Source organism: Bradyrhizobium sp. LeoA1Lang, assembly GCF_055413685.1.
The window spans coordinates 84402-102349 of sequence record NZ_JBVAPG010000001.1; the positions used below are offsets into that span (position 1 = coordinate 84402).

General features: G+C 61.1%; 18 protein-coding genes and 1 pseudogene. 11 read left to right on the top strand and 8 right to left on the bottom strand.

What is annotated here, in order from left to right; all coding sequences use genetic code 11:
- Positions 1 to 32 precede the first annotated feature (32 nt).
- Complete coding sequence (locus tag ACZYOF_RS00335; RefSeq protein WP_463714401.1) at positions 33 to 1604, bottom strand: winged helix-turn-helix domain-containing tetratricopeptide repeat protein; 1572 nt, start codon at positions 1602 to 1604, stop codon at positions 33 to 35.
- A 163-nt stretch (positions 1605 to 1767) separates the two neighbouring features.
- On the opposite strand from ACZYOF_RS00335, the gene ACZYOF_RS00340 reads away from it, so the two are divergent.
- On the top strand, positions 1768 to 2748 hold the full coding sequence (locus tag ACZYOF_RS00340) for a Bug family tripartite tricarboxylate transporter substrate binding protein (RefSeq protein WP_463714402.1): 981 nt from the start codon (positions 1768 to 1770) through the stop codon (positions 2746 to 2748).
- 58 nt (positions 2749 to 2806) lie between these two features.
- Entirely contained in the window at positions 2807 to 3823 is a 1017-nt protein-coding gene (locus tag ACZYOF_RS00345; RefSeq protein WP_463714403.1) for a methyltransferase, read from the top strand.
- An 88-nt stretch (positions 3824 to 3911) separates the two neighbouring features.
- On the opposite strand, the gene ACZYOF_RS00350 is transcribed toward ACZYOF_RS00345, so the two are convergent.
- Positions 3912 to 4898 (bottom strand): LGFP repeat-containing protein, encoded by a 987-nt coding sequence (locus ACZYOF_RS00350; protein WP_463714404.1) that lies wholly within the window; start codon positions 4896 to 4898, stop codon positions 3912 to 3914.
- Positions 4899 to 5090: 192 nt separating this feature from the next.
- Here ACZYOF_RS00350 and ACZYOF_RS00355 point away from each other — a divergent pair, with 192 nt between their 5' ends.
- Positions 5091 to 6263, top strand: coding sequence for a helix-turn-helix transcriptional regulator (locus ACZYOF_RS00355; RefSeq protein ID WP_463714405.1), 1173 nt, complete (start codon positions 5091 to 5093; stop codon positions 6261 to 6263).
- A gap of 53 nt (positions 6264 to 6316) precedes the next feature.
- On the opposite strand, the gene ACZYOF_RS00360 is transcribed toward ACZYOF_RS00355, so the two are convergent.
- Complete coding sequence (locus tag ACZYOF_RS00360; protein ID WP_463714406.1) at positions 6317 to 7060, bottom strand: SDR family oxidoreductase; 744 nt, start codon at positions 7058 to 7060, stop codon at positions 6317 to 6319.
- Positions 7061 to 7181: 121 nt separating this feature from the next.
- Here ACZYOF_RS00360 and ACZYOF_RS00365 point away from each other — a divergent pair, with 121 nt between their 5' ends.
- Positions 7182 to 7781, top strand: a complete 600-nt coding sequence (locus ACZYOF_RS00365) for a DUF4269 domain-containing protein (protein WP_463714407.1) — start codon at positions 7182 to 7184, stop codon at positions 7779 to 7781.
- Between the two features lie 120 nt (positions 7782 to 7901).
- Complete coding sequence (locus tag ACZYOF_RS00370) at positions 7902 to 8696, top strand: alpha/beta fold hydrolase (RefSeq protein WP_463714408.1); 795 nt, start codon at positions 7902 to 7904, stop codon at positions 8694 to 8696.
- 54 nt (positions 8697 to 8750) lie between these two features.
- Here the strand turns inward: ACZYOF_RS00370 and ACZYOF_RS00375 are convergent.
- Positions 8751 to 9441: pseudogene (locus ACZYOF_RS00375) on the bottom strand (LysR family transcriptional regulator).
- Between the two features lie 116 nt (positions 9442 to 9557).
- On the opposite strand from ACZYOF_RS00375, the gene ACZYOF_RS00380 reads away from it, so the two are divergent.
- From ACZYOF_RS00380 to ACZYOF_RS00395, 4 genes are all read left to right on the top strand, one after another.
- On the top strand, positions 9558 to 10337 hold the full coding sequence (locus ACZYOF_RS00380; protein ID WP_130581557.1) for a carboxymuconolactone decarboxylase family protein: 780 nt from the start codon (positions 9558 to 9560) through the stop codon (positions 10335 to 10337).
- A gap of 122 nt (positions 10338 to 10459) precedes the next feature.
- Complete coding sequence (locus ACZYOF_RS00385; protein ID WP_463714454.1) at positions 10460 to 10855, top strand: (R)-mandelonitrile lyase; 396 nt, start codon at positions 10460 to 10462, stop codon at positions 10853 to 10855.
- Positions 10856 to 10883: 28 nt separating this feature from the next.
- Positions 10884 to 11579 carry a dihydrofolate reductase family protein gene (locus tag ACZYOF_RS00390; RefSeq protein WP_463714409.1) on the top strand — a complete coding sequence of 232 codons (696 nt, stop codon included), beginning with the start codon at positions 10884 to 10886 and terminating at the stop codon, positions 11577 to 11579.
- A 71-nt stretch (positions 11580 to 11650) separates the two neighbouring features.
- Entirely contained in the window at positions 11651 to 12412 is a 762-nt protein-coding gene (locus tag ACZYOF_RS00395) for a glucose 1-dehydrogenase (protein WP_245476594.1), read from the top strand.
- 36 nt (positions 12413 to 12448) lie between these two features.
- Here ACZYOF_RS00395 and ACZYOF_RS00400 read toward each other — a convergent pair whose 3' ends face one another.
- Genes ACZYOF_RS00400 through ACZYOF_RS00410 form a run of 3 tightly spaced genes read right to left on the bottom strand, consistent with a single transcriptional unit; the run spans position 12449 to position 15760 of the window.
- Positions 12449 to 13072, bottom strand: coding sequence for a VOC family protein (locus ACZYOF_RS00400; protein WP_282528943.1), 624 nt, complete (start codon positions 13070 to 13072; stop codon positions 12449 to 12451).
- Between the two features lie 13 nt (positions 13073 to 13085).
- A complete protein-coding gene (locus ACZYOF_RS00405; protein ID WP_463714410.1) occupies positions 13086 to 14684 on the bottom strand; it encodes an MFS transporter in 1599 nt (532 codons plus the stop codon).
- A gap of 32 nt (positions 14685 to 14716) precedes the next feature.
- The gene (locus ACZYOF_RS00410) at positions 14717 to 15760 is read right to left on the bottom strand and encodes a D-cysteine desulfhydrase family protein (protein ID WP_282528945.1); all 1044 of its coding nucleotides are present in this window, start codon (positions 15758 to 15760) and stop codon (positions 14717 to 14719) included.
- Positions 15761 to 15895: 135 nt separating this feature from the next.
- On the opposite strand from ACZYOF_RS00410, the gene ACZYOF_RS00415 reads away from it, so the two are divergent.
- On the top strand, positions 15896 to 16768 hold the full coding sequence (locus ACZYOF_RS00415) for a LysR substrate-binding domain-containing protein (RefSeq protein ID WP_130581550.1): 873 nt from the start codon (positions 15896 to 15898) through the stop codon (positions 16766 to 16768).
- Between the two features lie 184 nt (positions 16769 to 16952).
- Here ACZYOF_RS00415 and ACZYOF_RS00420 read toward each other — a convergent pair whose 3' ends face one another.
- Entirely contained in the window at positions 16953 to 17183 is a 231-nt protein-coding gene (locus tag ACZYOF_RS00420) for a hypothetical protein (protein ID WP_130581549.1), read from the bottom strand.
- Between the two features lie 86 nt (positions 17184 to 17269).
- On the opposite strand from ACZYOF_RS00420, the gene ACZYOF_RS00425 reads away from it, so the two are divergent.
- A complete protein-coding gene (locus ACZYOF_RS00425) occupies positions 17270 to 17851 on the top strand; it encodes a GrpB family protein (RefSeq protein ID WP_463714411.1) in 582 nt (193 codons plus the stop codon).
- The last annotated feature ends 97 nt before the right edge of the window (positions 17852 to 17948 follow it).

The window sequence follows — 17948 nt, forward strand, 5'->3', positions numbered from 1 at the left end:
AGGTTCAGCGGACGGAATTACTGTCCGCCAATTCAGCCGTTCGGTAGCCCTGCTTTACGCATACCTTCGGCGATCCGTGCGCGCTGCGCGAGGCAAGTCGAGTTGTCTGTCGGCGCACAGGCGTGGAAGTGGGAGATAGTGAAATTGGGATCGATGGCCAGTCCCGCCTGTACCGAAGCCCGCGCTTCCTCGATCCGCCCGAGATGAGCCAACGCCGCGGCGAGATAGACGTGAACGAATGCGGCGACATTCCGATTGGTCTCGATGGACCGCTTGAACCAGTAGGCGGCAGCTTCATCGGCCGCAAGATATGACTGCGCGACACCCGCATTGGTCGTCCAGGTGAACGCTCTATTGTCACGGGGAGAAAGCCGAAATGCCTGCATGATGTAGGCTTCAGTTTCCTCGGCCCGACCGAGATAACATTTGCCAAGCCCGATCCAGCCGTAAGCGGTGGCCAGATTTCGATCCAGCGCCAACGCGCGCTCACATTCGGCGATGCCCTGAGCGGCACGTTTGGTAAAAATCTGGACGACGCCAAGGAGGCAATGCGCCATGGCGTGGTTGGGCACGTGCGCAAGGACCTCGGTCAAGGACTTTTCGGCCGTCTGGAGGCGAGCGGCCCGGTCGCCGGTCTGCATGGACGTTCCCCGCATGGCATCGACGAATGCCGTGCCGACCATCGCCTCGACGTTGCCGGCATCCAGGCATAGGGCTTGTTCGAAAAACTTGCGCGCTTGCGAGAGGTTGATGGGGTCCGATCCCCGGTTCACACACGCCATGCCCTGGAAATACAGGTCCATCGAATCCGGAAGCGGCGCCCGCGCCGCCCGCCGCGCCTCAGCCGTGACCAATTCCGTTCCAAGCTGATTGGCTAGACGCGCTCCGATTTCATCCTGCATGTCGAAGAGATCGGCGATCGGCTTGTCGAACCGTTCGGCCCACAGGTGATTGCCGGTTTCGGCATCAATGAGCTGGACGTTGATACGCACGCGGCTTCCGCTACGCTGCACGGAGCCCTCGAGGACATAGCGAACGCCGAGTTCCCGACCGATCTGCTTCAGATCGACGTGCTTGCCCTTGTAGGAGAAAGCGCTGTTGCGGCCGATCACGAAGATCCCGACCATGCGCGACAAATCCGTGGTCAGGCTCTCGGTCACGCCGTCGGCGAAATATTCCTGCTCGGGATCAGGACTCAGATTAGTGAACGGCAAAACGACCAGCGAGGGTTTATCAGGAGTGGCAAAGCCTGGTTTCGGCGAGCCGCCCGGCACCGTTGCGCCCGCCGGTCCAGCCGTTTCGTGCACCGCGCCGATGAAACGGACGCCTTTACGGGGAAAGGTTCTGATGAGGCGCTGTTCGTCTCCGGAATCGCCAATCGCCCTGCGCGCAGCATTCAGGCGCGTGGTTAGAGCCACATCCGAAACGACGCGGCCTTGCCAAATGGCACTTATGAGATCGTCCTTGCTGACAACGCGGTCCCGGTTGCCGATCAGATAGCCGAGCAAGTCGAATACCTTCGGCGCAACAGCGATGACATCCGTGCCGCGACGCAGCTCGCGCCGGGCGGTGTCAAATGAAAAATCTTCAAAAAAATAGCGCAAGCGACTTGTCCGCACGGCCATTGGTGGAAGTGTCCAAGCCTGCTCGCAAGAGTAAGCCGACGATAAGGAAAAAGTAAGCCGGTGGCCAAGTCTATCTATCCTGGCCGTGGTACATCCAAAGGTAGAATTCGTCCCAGTGGGACTAGGTCGGGGGAGACAGTTGATGATCACACGTCGTGACTTGTTGACAGTGTCGGCGGCCGGTGTCGCGTTCTCCGCGGCGGGTCTCGTGTCGCGCGCCGTGGCACAACCACTTGCAAAGACCGCGCATATACTGACGGGATTCACGCCCGGGTTGCAGGACGCGCTGGCAAGGCTCGTTGCCGGCCAGATGAAGGATTATGCGGAAACGATCGTGGTCGAGACCCGGCCTGGCGCAGCCGGCCGTGTCGCGGTCGAGGCGGTGAAGACTGCTGACGCTGACGGAACGGTTATGCTGCTCGCGCCGCTTGGATTCATGATGCTCTTTCCGCACGTCTACAAGACACTCAGATATGAGCCGCGGGATTTCACCCCGGTATCGACCGTTGCCTCAACCCCAACTTTGCTGACGGTAGGTCCGAAAGTGCCGGGAGATGTAAGGACGCTTGCAGATTTTGTCACCTGGTGCCGCGCCAACCCAAAGCAGGCCACCTACGGTACGGCAGGTGTCGGCACCGCGCTGCATTTCCTCGGTGCGATGCTGGCCCGCACCGCGGGCTTTGATTTTCTTCACGTGCCCTATCAAGGCAATGGCGCGATCCAGGATTTGGTCAAAGGAGAGATCGCATCGGCCATCATGCCGGTCGGCAGCTCGTTGGGCCTTGTCCGATCCGGAGAGCTTCGGGCGCTGGTGACCACCGGGCCGCGCCGCAGCCCATTTCTTCCCGATGTGCCGACGGTGGCGGAAGCCGGTTATCCCTCGCTTGAGGACCTTACCTGGTACGGGTTTTTCGTTCCCGCCAAGACGCCGGCGGATATCGTCGAGCGCCTCAATAGTTCCATCCAGGCCGCCCTTCGCATCGACGAGGTAAGGTCCGGCATGGTAAAATTGGCAGTCGAGCCCGACGCGATCGCGATGGGCGACTTCGCCCGGCTGATCACATCCGAATCCGAACGTTGGAAAGCGATCGTGCAAGCAACGGGATTCACTCCGACCAATTGAAGATTCCGATGGCGGACCGGCTGCAGTCCCCAGGCCTCTCATCTTGTTGGAGGAACACATGAGCGGATCAGAATCGATATTCGATCTCGTGCAGTCCCACCGTATCACGGCGGTGATCTATGCCGCCGCCAGGCTCGATCTCGCGGAGGCGATCGGAGATGATGCAAGATCGGTGGCCGAGCTCGCCCGGTTGGTGTCCGCCGACGAAAGCGCGCTGCGTAGGCTGCTCGTTGGCCTGACAACGATTGGAGTCTGTAACCGGGCCGGCGGAGACAGGTTTACGATCACCGACCTCGGCCGACAGCTTGATCGGAATGCCAATCCATCTTTCAAGGACTGGGTTCTTTTCGAAGGCGAAGTTCTCGCGCGATCCTGGGCCGGCCTTGTCGATTCCGTTCGCTCCGGGAAGACCGCGACCGAGATGCGGGGAGAGGGACATAATCGCTATGCCGTGATGGGCAGCTCGCCGGAACTTGTGGCCCGTTTCAATGCTGCGATGGTCAGTCTGACGCGAAGCCTGGTTCCAAAAATCGTGCAGGCATACGATTTCTCGACCGCGCGTGTCGTCATGGATATCGGCGGCGGCTCCGGCGAGCTGATCGCCGGCGTGCTGCTGCACAACCCGAATCTTAAGGGAATAGCGTTCGATCTCGCACGCTGCGAGAAAGAGGCACAAGAGCATTTTAATCGGGTTGGCATCGCCGACCGCTGCCGGTTCGTCGCCGGCGATTTCTTCGAGGCGGTCCCGCGCGGCGCCGACACAATCCTGATGAAGAGTATCCTCCATAATTGGAGGGACGATCGGAGCAAGATCATCCTGAACAAGTGCCGGGATGCGCTTGCAGCGGGGGGCAAGCTGATCATCATCGAGCGGATCATGCCGGAGCTTCCCACAACGGCCGCTCCAGATCGCGAGCGCGCCATGAGCGACCTCAACATGCTGCGGGAACCGGGCGGCTTGGAGCGCACCGAAGCGCAGTACCGGACCCTTGCCGAGTCGGCCGGCTTCATCTTTGCGGGACTCTCCAGCGCTGGCTCGTTCAGCCTGATTCAGTTCGACAAGATCACGAATTGATCTCTGTTCGGCAACTGCGCTCCCTGGTCAACCAGGGGGCGCAGTCGTCCTTACGCTCGATTCCCGAGTGGCAACCACACTCCGGCTTTTAATAGCACGCCCACGGAGTCCGATAGTTTTGCATGCTGCAGTTATTGTTCAAAGTGCAGCGAAGACCATCCCTGGTACAGGGGTCGCAACCATCGGTGCAGTATCGGACTTCCGACGGCTGCGCCGGATTAGACGGCTGCCCCGAATTGGACGGTTGCTTCGGGTTCGACGGCTGCTTGGGGTTTGATGGTTGCCCCGGGTTCGATGGCGTAGCAATGGGCTGCAGACGAACGCCGGTACTCGCGCTCCACCACAGAGCGCCCCTTTGGAAGTCCTGCCGCCTGATTCCTGATCCCTGATATTCTTCATATTCGTTACCGGTCGGATAGCCGAGCGAGCTGCGCTCATAACCCATCTCCGCCCATTTCTGTCGTATTGCGCCGTAAATCTCGACCGCACCGGTCTGAGCCGTCCAATATATCGAGGCCTCCGGTTTTCCTCGCAAATGAAGCGCGCGAAAATGGTTATACCGACCGGCGCCATCGGGCGTTCCCATTTCGTCTGTTATCGGATAGCCCAGGTTGCGCTCCCATCCGAGCTGAGCCCATTTTCCCCTGATCGCGCCGTAGATCGCATGGCTCCCGGTTTCGGGCGTCCAATAGATTGAGGCTTCCGGTTTGCCGGACACGTGAACGGCGCGGAAATGGTTGAACCGGCCGACGCCATCTGGTGTCTTCGACTCGTCGACGATTGGATAGCCGTAATTCTCAAATCCTGCCTGGGCCCACTTTTGACCGATGTTTCCCCAAACCGCGTTGGCGCCGGTTTCGGGATGCCAGTAGATAAAGCCATGCACGAAGCGATTGAAGCGACCGCCATACCGAGCATCCGCTTCATCCGAAAGCGCGCCTCCAACCGGGCCCCCTTCGCTCCCCAGTGCCCGCCACTTGTCTCCAATCGCGCCGTACACCGCGAAAGCATAGGCCGCTGACGCAAACAGCAGACTGGTCATGATGAAACCGAGCAAGTGTTTCTTCCCGCCCATTTGATCCCTCCTCAGATTTCCAGGTGTTTTCCAGGTGCCATCGCGCAAGGGGTGGAATTGTCGCACCCAGCAACAAAGGAATTGATCTCACAGGTTAAGTATTGGCGCATCGAACGTTCGTCTTATGCTATTCACCTTTCGGTTGTATGCGTTGAGTTTCATTTTTTATACAACTTTTACGGGTGATCGGTGATGGCGCGAGCGGATGCGATTCTTGCAGCGGTCCAGCGAATCCACGAAGCGCCGCTCACCCCCGACGGCTGGACGTGTGCGTTGCCGTCAATAGCGAGCGCCTTGCGCAGCGAGCACAGCATTTTCCTGGCCCAGGACGCGAGCCGTGCGGCCGAGTTCGTTGTCGGCTTCGGGATGAGCTCCGAGCAGACCGCAGGCTTTACCGCAGCGGCCGGCCCCGGCTCCGCGTTCTGGGAGATCATCCGTGCGCTGCCGGTCGGGTCCGTGGCGCCAACTTCCGCACTTCTACCCGACCGCGAGTACGCCCGGACAACCTTCTATAACGAAGGCGTCCGGCCGTTGGGCGCATTTCACGGCCTGCTGGTCTCGCCGCTGCGCACGCCACAACGGTTTGTCCATCTCTCCACCGGCCGCCGGCTGGGCCGTCAGGATTTTGACGCCGACGATATCGCAGCACTGCGCACGCTGGTGCCGCATCTCGTGACCGCGCTAAACGTGGCCCACAAGTTGGCCGCGGCCGAACTGCGTGCGGCTGGAGCGCGGGCTGCGCTCGATCGATTGGAGGTCAGTGTCATCCTGGTCGATGCTGCGGCGAGAATTCTATTCGCGAACCGGAGCGCGGAAGCGATTCTCTCCGGCAATGACGGCCTCGGCGTCGATCGAGACGGCGTCCGCGCGTGCAGCCGCAACATAACCCGCGTCTTGCATCGTCTGATCGCAAGTTGCGCGGACGCCACGACGATCAATGGCGAACCCGGCGGAAGCATTGAGCTCCCACGTGGTGAGGGGTGCAGGCCCCTGCACGTTGTCGTCGCGCCGTTTCGAGCGAACGCGGAGCAGATTGATACGGCCTGGTTCGGCACCGCGCTGCCTGTGGCGATCCTCATCGTCACCGATCCCGAACGAGAGCGGCGTATGCGAAAGGAGCACTTACGTCGTCGGTTCGGGCTCACCTCGGCGGAGGCGGACGTCGCCTTTGAGATTCTCAAGGGCGACGGGCGCGCCGCATCCGCTGCTAGGCTCGGCATCGCGGCCACAACGGTCAGGGCACATCTAAGCCATATCTTCGAGAAGACCGGCGTGCACAGGCAGGCCGAACTGGTTCGACTGCTGATGCAGGGCGAGCACGAACTGACGAACGGCGCTGGCAAATCAAGAAGGTCAGGCCGTTGATCCATGATCGGCAATTGATGCATCATGGATCGCCGTCACTGCATCGACCGACGTTAAAGTCTCGCGAGCCAAGCCTCCAGGCGGGTTGGTCCAAGCCGGGCTGTGCCGCTGGGCGTCAGCGAGGCATCGTCGATCGGCGCGCCATAATACTCTGCGGTTGGATCGCCGAAAACGAGCCGGCTGTCGCCTGATGCCTTCAGGCGGCGCGCAACGAATTCATTGAAGGGCGCCTTCTCTGGGCCAGCAATGTCGATCGTGGCGTTCAGCGGCTGCCCGATCGCAACCTCCGCTAGGCAATCAACGACATCGTCGGCCGCGATCGGATGGAACAGGGCCGACGGAACGACAATCCTGTTCCCGATCGCTCCGGTTTCGGCGATGGCGCTCAGGAATTCGAAGAACTGGGTCGCGCGGACGATGGAGTAGGGAACGCCGGACGATTTGACCAATGTCTCCTGCGCGACCTTGGCACGAAAATAGGCAATATCCGGCGAGCGGTCGGTCCCGACAATCGATAGCGCGACGTGATGCGTCACGCCGGCTGCGGTTTCCGCAGCAACGAGATTGCGGGTAGAACGCTCGAAGAAATCGAGCACTGCGGCGGGTTCCCAGGATGGCGAATTGGAAACGTCCACCACGACCTGCGCGCCGGTGAGTGCTGCCGCGAGCCCTTCTCCCGTCACCGCGTTCACGCCCGACCGCGGAGAGGCCGGCACGGCCTCGTGTCCCTGTTGGCTGAGCTTTGCAACCAGCTTCGATCCGATCAGTCCGGTGCCGCCGATGACGATGATCTTCATGACACTCTCCCTCAGCGTTTGACGAAGGCGAGCAATTCCGGATTGACGACTGAGACGGCTCGCCAACAGGGTGCGCAAATATCTCACGAGCCGTTGCATCCAGCAACTCTCGGGAGCGATGATGGAAGATCGAGTCAAATGTGGTACTGCGAACCCTGATCTCAGAAGGGCTGAGAGCCGAAAGTGGCGGCTAGTATCTTGGCAAGCAACAATGGAATACGAAGCCGCGATAGGTAGCTCAGGTGTGTTGGAAGCGCTCCGCGCCTTCGATCCGCGGGTGGTCGGGACTCTTCCCCTGGCGCTCGCCGTGCCGGGAAGCGATATCGACATCATCTGCCACGCATTCGACCCGATGGCCTTTGCCGAGGTGATCTGGAGACAGTTCCAAGCCTGCGACGGCTTTCGTATTTATCAGTGGACCTCCCCGGGACGACCGGTGGTCGCTCGCTTCGAATGGGGAGGGTGGCCCTTCGAGGTGTTCGGGGATGCAAGGCCGGTAGATCGGCAGCGCGGCTGGTTGCATTTTGAGATCGAGAAAAGATTGCTCGAACTCGATGACGGACGCCTCCGGAAGGCTGTCCTTCAGCAAAGGTCGCTGGGAATCAAGACCGAGCCCGCCTTCGCAGCCGTCCTTGGGATAGACGGCGATCCCTATCGCGGCCTGCTCGAACTTGCTTCGGAGACCGACATTCAGTTGCGCGCTCGGCTGAACTCATTGTGAGGAATTGTCCGCCGCGCCGCTGGTGAGCCGCTCTGTTACCGCCGTAGCTCAAATTCCGTCGCCTTTGTCAGACCGATGTCGCATGCTTCAACGACGGAGAATGGCAAGCAGGAGAAAGAAGTGCCCTACGCGGACGTTAACGGTCAGCGGCTCTATTACGAGGATACGGGCGGGGCTGGCCCGGCGATTGTCTTCTCGCACGGACTGTTGCTTGACGGCACCATGTTCGCGCCGCAGGTGATGGCGTTCCGGGACAGATACCGGTGCATCGTGTGGGACGAGCGCGGGCACGGGAAGACTGCCACGGAAACGTTGCCGACCTTTTCTTACTACGATTCCGCAAACGATCTCGACGCACTCCTTGCGTTTCTCGGTATCGAGAGCGCCATTCTCGTCGGCGTGTCTCAGGGCTCCTTCCTGAGTATGAGATGCGCCCTGATGCATCCTGAGCGCGTCCGTGCCCTGGTCTTGATCGCAACGCAGGCAGGCGTAGACGACCCGAAAACACTTGCGAGCTATCGTGCGCTGCTTGGCGCATGGATCGCAGGCAAGCTGCCGGACGAAATCGCCACCACGGTCGAGCACATCATTTTCGGTCCCAACTGGCCTGGCGCCTCCGCATGGAAGGAAAAATGGCGCGCCATGACGGCGCCAAATCTCTTGAGCTGTCTCGACACGCTCGCTCGCCGAGACGATATCAGCGACAAGATCTCCTCGATCCGCGTCCCCACACTTGTCATCCATGGCGATGCCGATACCGCCATTCCACTCGCCAGGGCGCAAGCCATGAAGGAAGCCATTCCCAATGCGGAACTGATCGTGATTGCGGGCGGTCACTCCGTCAACATGACCAACCCAGGCCCCGTGAACGCAGCCGTCAAGGATTTCCTTGAACGACATCCTCTCGTCTCTTGAACGCCGAAGGCGTGAAAGCGGTCTTGGGCGATCTCGACAAAACTCAAGCAGCGATCATTTGCGGCGGTAGCGAAGCGCATCGACCAGCAGCGAGAACGCCGGCGATGGCTGCCGGCGGCTCGGATAATAGAGGTGATAGCCGGAGAACGGCGGGCACCAGTCCGACAGGACGCGCACAAGCTGGCCGCTCGACAAATACGGCTGCACATGCCCCTCGGTCAAATAGGCGAGCCCGAAGCCTTTCAAGGCGGCGCTGAGCAGTGCGCCGGCGCCGTTGAAGACAAGCTGGCCCTCGACGCGCACATTCACTTCACGCCCGTTCTTCTCGAATTCCCAGGCATAGAGGCTGCCGCCATGCGTAGGCAGGCGCAGGTTGATGCAGTTGTGATGGGTCAGATCCTGCGGCGTCCGCGGCCGCTTCCGGTTGGAGAAGTAGGAGGGCGCGCCCACGACCGCCATGCGCAGGTCCGGACCCACACGCACGGCGATCATGTCCTTTGCCACCAATTCGCCCGGACGAATCCCGGCGTCGTACTGGGCCGCGACGATGTTGGTGAGACCGTAGTCGATCAGGACTTCGACCCGTGCGGTTCAGCAACCTGACACCCAACCGCTCTTCCAGGCCGCGGACGATCTCACTGAGCGTCGGTTGGGAGATCCCGAGCTTTGCCGCCGCCCTGGTGAAGCTCCGCTCCCGCGCCACCGCCAGAAAGGCAAGTAGATCGCTCGCGTTCTCGCGGTCCATTTATAGGTAACTCCGATAAATCTGATCGGATTTTATCATCTAATACCTGGATGCCCAAAGCGCTACGTTCGCATGCGATCGCTGGCCCAGCCATCCGCTACCGAGGAGAGTTCTCCATGAGAGTGCTCGCAGCCGCCGCCGTCTCACTCTGTCTGATGGCTCAGGCTTCGGCCCAGACGCCCGCAACCAAGGGAGCAAATACGATGCCCACGCCCCAAGACATTCGGGCGGTCGCGCCCGCCCTCGAAAATTACGCGCAAGGCGTTGTGCTTGGCGATCTCTGGAAGCGACCCGGCCTCTCGGCGCGTGATCGCAGCATCGTGACCGTCGCCGCCCTCATCGCCCGGGCTCAGACGGTCGAGCTGCCATACTATCTCAATCTCGCGATCGACAGTGGCGTGAAGCCGTCGGAACTTTCGGAGATCATCACGCATCTGGCGTTCTACACCGGCTGGGCGAATGCAATGGACGCGCTCCCGGCGGCGCAGGAAGTCTTCAGGAGCCGCAACATCGGAGCCGATGAGCTTCCGCCGGCGTCCGGACCGCGGCTCCCCCTCGACGAGGCTGCGGAGACGCAGCGGGCGACGCGTGTTGGACAGCAGTTCGGTCAGATCACGCCGAGCCTCGTGCAGTACACGACCGACGTGCTGTTTCGCGACCTCTGGCTGCGACCGGGCCTCGCCCCTCGGGACCGCAGCCTCGTCACCGTGAGCGCCCTCGTCGCGACCGGACAGGTCGCTCAAATCACCTACCACCTGAACCGGGCGATGGATAATGGATTGACGCGGGAAGAGGCCGGAGAGGTGCTCGGCCATCTGGCCTTCTATGCCGGCTGGCCCAACGCGTTTTCCGCGGCGCCGGTCGTCAAGGACGTGATCGAGAAACGGCCTCCGTAGTGATCAGGATGTACTCGCGTCGACGATTGATCGCTGGCACCGGAGCCGGATTCGCCTTGACCGTGATCGGCGGGGCCGCGGCGGAAAAGTCGACCACCAAGCGAAGGAGTGGAGACATGGATATCGAGATCAAGCGAAATGGTTCGCGGCCCTCTGCCAAGGGCTCGCCGGACTGGTTCACCGGTTCGGTCCGCGTCGACCCGTTGTTTCAGGCGCCTGATCCGGCGCGGGTCGGCGCCGGACAGGTCACCTTTGAGCCCGGCGCCCGGACCGCCTGGCACACCCATCCGCTCGGCCAGACATTGATCATCACCTCGGGACTGGGATGGGTGCAGCGCGCCGGCGGACCTATCGAGGAAGTGCGGCCAGGCGACGTGGTGTGGTTCCCGCCAGGCCTCAGGCACTGGCACGGAGCGACGCCGACCACGGCAATGACCCACATCGCCATCCAGGAATCGCTCGACGGCAAGAATGTCGACTGGATGGAGAAGGTCAGCGACGAGCAATACCGCAAGTGATCGAGCCGCGATTGGATGGAGAGATCGAATGAAGCCCTACGTCATCTGCCACATGGCGGCGAGCATTGATGGCCGCACGCTCCTCAGCCGCTGGAGTCCTCAGGCCAGCGTGTCGCCAGGGCTGTTCGACCGATTGCACGAAGAGATCGGAGGCGACGCCTGGCTGGTCGGACGCACAACCGGTCAGGAATATGCCAAGGGCAGCAAGTATCTCTCGTCCACGAAGGATGTCTTCCTGCGCGAGCCCTGGTTTGCGCGTCGCGACGCGAAGGCCTACGGCGTCGTGCTGGACGCGCGCGGAAAAATCGTGTGGGGCCGCTCGGACATCGGCAATGATCCCATCGTCGTCGTGCTGACGGACGACGTCTCGGATGCACACCTGGCGGGACTTCGCAGCGAAGGAATTTCCTACGTCTTCGGCGGGAAGAAACAGCTCGACCTGCCGCTGACGCTGGACGTCCTGAACCGCGAGCTCGGTGTGAAACGTCTGTTGCTGGAAGGCGGCGGCGTCACCAATGGTGCCTTCCTGCGGGCAGGGCTCGTCGACGAGGTGAGCCTGATCCTGTTTCCGACAGTGGACGGAGCGAAGGGAGCGCCGGCCGTGTTCGACTCGCTGGAGAACGAGCAGGGACGGTCGGCGCCCGTCCGATCGATGACCCTCGAGAGCCATCAGGTGCTCGAGGGCGGAGTCATGTGGCTGCGTTACAAATTGCAGAATGAATGATCCAAGGACCTGCATCTCAATCGGCCTTGAACGGGCCGTCCGTCCTCCACAGCACTAAAGGAGCGAGTTCAGTGTATTTGCCTTTCAAGAACCAGGTCGCGCTGGTCACGGGCGCTGCATCCGGCATGGGTTTGGCCACCGCCAGAGCTTTCGCGGACGCCGGCGCGGCCGTCGCGCTCGTCGATGTCCGGGAGGACGCCGTACGCCGTGCCGCCGAAGAGCTGGCGGCGGCCGGCCATAAGGCGATCGGGATTCAGTGCAACGTCGCCGATGAAGGCGACGTCGCCGCAGCGGTCGAACGGACCGTATCCGAATTCGGGCGGGTGGATGCCGCGTTCAACAATGCCGGCGTGCAGTCGCCTGCGATCGAGACTGCCGACGTTACGGGCGAAGAATTCGATCGGGTCAATGCCATCAATCTGCGCGGCGTCTGGACCTGTATGAAGCATGAGCTCAACCACATGCGAGAGCAGGGCAGCGGCGCTATCGTCAATTGCTCGTCCATTGGCGGCTTGATAGGTCTGCCAGGGCGTGCGGCTTACCACGCCGCCAAACATGGAGTGATTGGGCTGACCAGGAGTGCTGCGCTCGAATATGCAGCGCGCGGTATCCGCATCAACGCGGTGTGCCCGGGCACCATCGACACCCCCATGGTTTCCGAGATGCTTTCCAAAGAGCCCGAAGCGATGAAGGAAATCCTTCGGAATCAACCGATCGGTCGGCTTGGTCGCCCCGATGAGATCGCGTCCGCCGTCCTCTGGCTGTGCAGCCCCGGCGCTAGTTTCGTCATTGGGCATGCGCTCGTCGTGGATGGCGGGTTTACCGCTCACTGAACGCGGCCCTCGGCAGAATTGTTCTGCGCGCCTCCCTTAACCATCGCTCTTCAACGCTGCTCGCACGAAGAGGGGTTCTGCGATCTCGAGTGGCTTCAGCGGGGCGCCTGCTTCCGAGAAACGCTTCCAGTAGGAAAGACTCCCGGCAACATCGACATGCATGATCTCGAGTTTGAGATCGTCCGGATCGGAGAAGAAGAACGCGTAGTAGCCGGGCTCATAGTCGTACTCGGCCGGGGGATCGAGGATCGGCACGTTCCTATCCTTTAGAAACCGATAGAAGGCGTCGACTTCGTCTCGAGAACCGACATTCCAGGCGAGGTGATGGAAGCCCGGCGAATGGCGGTCGTGAGTCCTGTTCGGGCTGTCCGGATTCGCGACGCTCATGATAAACCAATGCAGCGTACCATGTGGCGCCCAGCTCGCCCAGGCGAGGCGCGTGACGCTTTCCTCCACCAGCAAATAGCCAAGCCGCTCCATAACGGGTTGGTAAAAATCCCTGGCTCGCGTGACGTCCGTGACGGTGAGCCGCAAGTGATTGATCGTGCCGGTGCGGTCGGTGTGCGGCTGGCCTGGCAGCACATTTTTCGGATCTTTGCGCATATCTTTTCTCTCCAAAGCATGATGGCTCGGCGCGGCAGGGCGAGCGATTGCCTTCATCCGCGCCGCGGTGTCAGTCCGCGATGCGGCTTCCAGTTCGGTTGCGCATGAACAATAGGCCGATCACAAAGCTCAGCGACGCCACGCCGACCGGATACCAAAGGCCGGCATAGGGATTCCCGGTCACCGTCACCACGGCGAACGCGACGAATGGAAGGAAGCCTCCGAACAGGCCATTCCCGACATGGAACGGCAGCGAGAGGGACGTGTAGCGGATGCGCGCTGGGAACAATTCGACCAGGAACGCGGCCATCGGGCCATAGACCATCGTTGCCCACACCATCATCAGGATCAACAGCAGCGCGGCGGGAAGCCATTTGACCTGCGCGGGATCGGCCGTCTTCGGATAGCCGGCGGCAGCGAGTGCTGCAGCGTAGGTGGCGCTGTCAAAACCCTTGATAACAGTCGATCCGATATGGACGACGAAGCCCGCTGTATCAGCCGTTTCGGCGGACGCGTAAGTGACGCCGGCCTTTGACAAATAGTCCCTGGCCATGTCGCAGGGCGTTGCAGGCTTGGCGAACATGTTGAAATTGCAGTCCTTGGCCGCGACCTGGACCGGGCTGTTGCTCTGCGCGGCCGCGAGTGCGGGATTCACCGCCCAGGTGAGGGCGTGAAAGGTCGGGAAATAGGTCACGGCGGCCAGCAGAAAGCCTCCGACGATCAGCGGCTTGCGGCCAATCCGATCCGACAGCGCGCCGAACGCGATGTACAGCGGCGTGCCTGCCAGCAGCGCAATCGCGATCAGGACATAGGCACTCACGTAGTCAAGCTTGAGAGTGGCCGTGAGGAAGTAGAGTGCATAGAACTGTCCGGTGTACCAGACGACGGCCTGTCCGGCGGTGGCGCCGAACAGCGCGATCAGCACGAGGCGCAGATTGGCCCAATTGCCGAAACTGTCGCGAAATGGCGCGCGGGACGTGGCACCAGCCCGCTTCATCTCGGCGAAGACGGGAGATTCCTCCAGTCGCAGGCGGATGTAGACGGACATCCCGAGCAGTGCGATCGAGACGAGGAATGGAATTCGCCAGCCCCAGCTCGCGAACGCAGCCGCGTCCATTGACTGCCGGCAGGCCAGAATGACACCAAGTGACAGCAACAGGCCCACCGTCGACGTGGTTTGAATCCAACTGGTGTGAAGTCCGCGCTGCCGGTCCGGTGCGTGCTCGGCGACATAGATCGCGGCGCCACCATACTCGCCGCCGATGGCCAGTCCTTGCAGCAGGCGAAGTCCAACCAGCAGCACCGGCGCCAGCATCCCGATCTGGGCATAGGTCGGCAACAGGCCAACAGCCGCAGTGGATAGCCCCATGATCAGGATCGTTATGAGGAACGTGTATTTGCGTCCGACCATGTCGCCGAGACGGCCGAATACAAGCGCTCCCAGCGGACGCACGGCGAATCCCGCTCCGAATGTGGCGAGGCTGGCCAGGAATGCTGCAGTCTCGTTGCCGGGAGGAAAGAACAGTGCGCCGAAGAACGCAGCGAGCGTTCCGTAGATGTAGAAGTCGTACCACTCGAAGATGGTGCCGAGCGATGCGGCCGTGATGACCAGTCGGCGCGACTTTGTGGTGTCTGCTTGCGCAGCATCGATTTCGGCCACAGTGACCATGGTGGTGTTCCCCCTTTGCGTGATGTGAAGTCTTATGAAGTGAAAGCGTCGGCGTAGGCGCCAAGCGCCTGGCTTCCGCCGGTGTGCAGAAACAGGATGTTCTCGCCCCGCCGGAATTTTCCGCTCTGGATCAGCGCGATCAGCCCCGCCATTGCCTTGCCGGTGTAAACAGGATCGAGCAGCAATCCTTCGGTCTCGGCCGCGAGTTGGATGGCGTCGATGGTTTGCGATGCCGGCTGGCCGTACCCGGGGCCGACGAAGCCATCGTCGATCAGAGGAGCCTTGAAAGCGGCGACATCTTCGATGCTGAGCAGAAGCGCAGCGGATCGCAGGTGCTGCGCCACCTTCGCGCGCTGGCTCTCGAGCGGCGCCCCGACGGAGATGCCAAGAATAGAGGCCTCCAGCCCGGTGAGATGGGCGCCGAGGATATAGCCCGCCTGAGTGCCACCGCTGCCGGTCGGCAGGATGATACTGTCGATGGCGATTGCGCGTTCATGCAGTTGCGTGAGCAGTTCGAAATAGCCGGCGACATAACCGAGGACGCCGACCGCGTTCGAACCACCCACCGGAATGATGTAAGGCCGCCGGCCGCGCTCGCGCTCCTGTCCGGCAATCTCTTCCATCATCGGGCCGCTCTCGACGTCCCCGACAAGACGAATGTCGGCGCCGAGCAGACGATCGATGAGGACATTGCCGCTGGTGCGATAAAGGTCGCCGCGCCCTCCAACGGAGTCGGTCAGAACCAGAATCGGCCGCAGATCGCAACGAACCGCCGCCGCTGCGACCTGACGCGCATGATTGGACTGGACGGCGCCCGCCGTAATGACTGTATCCGCGCGCTCCTCTCGGGCAGCGCCGATCAGAAACTCGAGCTTTCGGATCTTGTTGCCGCCACCGGCCAGGCCTGTGCAGTCGTCCCGTTTGACCCAGATGGTTGGTCCGTTCAGCTTGGCCGAAAGCCGGTCGAGCCGCTCAAGCCGAGTTGGCGCGTGGACAAGCTCTACGCGAGGAAATGCAGAAAGCCGCTGTGCTTCCTGCTGCGCGCGCTCGGGTGACACTGCAAAACGGTACGCCATCGAAAATTCTCATGGATCGCGAATAAAAGATCGCCCACCTTGTTAAAAGGCTGACCAAACGCTATTTTTTGCAAAATCATTAGTAAAACGAGTTGTTTCGATGGAAATCGATCGAATAAATCGATGGGTTGTGCTATGAACCTCGAACTGGAACTCGTGCGCACCTTCCTTGCGATCATCGAGCAAGGCGGCTTCACCCGTGCGGCGGGTCGGCTGCATAAGACGCAATCAACCATCAGCCTCCATATTCGTCGGCTTGAGGAGATCGTCGGCCGACCGCTTTTCGAACGTCAGGGCCGCGGTGTCGCGCTGACAGAACAAGGCGAGGTCCTTCGAACCTATGCCGAGGCGCTGGTTGATCTAAATGACGAGGCGTTGCTGAAGCTGCGCCGCCCACCGCTGACGGGCACGGTTCGGCTTGGACTGCCGGAGGATTTCGCCACCCGCCATCTGCCGATGGCGCTGCGACGCTTTACAGCAAGTCATCCAGCGATCCGTCTGGAAGTCAGGAGTGCGTTGACAGCCGAACTGATGCGCGACCTGGGGAACGGCGATCTCGACATCGTGCTGGCCCGCCGCGAATCTGAGGCGACGGAGGGATATGTTCTTTGGCGGGAGCCGCTTGTCTGGGTCGGCGCCCGCGGTCAGAGTTTTGTCGTCGACCCTCTTCCCCTCGTGATGTTTCCCCACGGCTGCGTCTATCGCCCGGAAGTATTACGGCGCATGCGCTCCTGTCCGCGACCTTGGGAGATCGTGTACACGAGCACCAGCCTTGCCGGCGTGCAAGCCGCTGTATCGGCAGGCATCGGCATCGCGGCGTTGGCCCAAAGCACCGTTCTTCTCGATTTTGTAGCCCTCGGCGCGGCAGAAGGTTTGCCGGATCTCCCTGAGACTGAAATAGCGCTCTTCAAAGGATCGTCGCGCAACGAGGCGGCAACTTACCTGGGCGAATATCTGTCGGAGTCGGTACAAAGCCTGTCATCTTCATCATCCGCCCGAATGTTCTGATGGCGTTGATCCAGTCCGATACCGTCGCTGAGCCGCTGCGGCTTTGGGTCCTACTCGACAAGACTCAATCCAAGCACGGCTTCTTCGCGGAAGTCCGCGACGAAAGTAGAGCTTTCGTCCTGCAGAAGTTCGGAGCAGCTCAGTGCCGTGTCGCGGCCGAGCGTCAGCTTACATGGCTCTCTTGTTACACGGCTCTCTTGGTCTCCTCGGCGTCAATGCAGCCGGCGATGGCATCGAGTACCGCCAGCTCCGCCTGCTCGATCGACGCGACGGCATAATCAATCGCGAACCCCGCCTCCCACTCAAGTCTCTCGGCCTTGTTTTCAGCGCGCCCGGCCTCTCGCTCTCGCTTTCGCTGGGCGATTCCGACCTTCAACGCCTCGATATCGGCGGCGATTCGTACGCCCGAGAGCAAAGGTCTGGATTGCCCCGAAGCGGACTCACAATAGCGGCACGATTGCTCAGTAGTATGTGTCGGTCGCTACCGCGTGATACAGTTCAATGAAAGGCAGTCAGGGGGTGAACGGGGAGAAATACGGAGCCGGGTCGATTGTTGTTTCCGACTATGACCCGAAATGGCCGACGTTGTTCGCGCAGGAGCGCACTACGATTAAGAATGCTCTCGGCTCGTTCGCTTTGGCTATTGAGCATATGGGCAGCACGGCAGTTCCAGGTCTCCCTTCGAAGCCCATCATTGACCTGTTAGTTGGTGTACCTAGCCTTGAAGAGGCAAAGGAACGATGCATCGAGCCGATTGAGGTGCTTGGCTACATTTACGTACCGGAGTACGCGTCATGGATCCCCGGCGAGCTGTTCTTCCGTAAGGGGCCTCCGGGGCCGTGGACCCACCATGTGCATTTGATGGAGCCGTCCCATCCTCGTTGGGAGGCATTACTGGTGTTTCGCGACTATCTTCGCACACACCCTGAGGCAGCCCGCGCCCGCGCCTATGCCGACATTAAGCGGGCCCTCGCTGCTTCGTCAAAAGACAACATAGAGGCCAATAGAACCGGCAAAAATGTTTTCGTCGAGAAGACAACAGCTAAGGCTCGTGCATGGCGCGCGGATGCAGGAGATCAATAGCGACGCGAGATGTCAGGGCCTCAACATGTGCTTTTGGCCCGCAGCAGACCTGATGCCTTTTCTGAGGTCCCTCGAGCAGCCGTATTCAATAGTAACA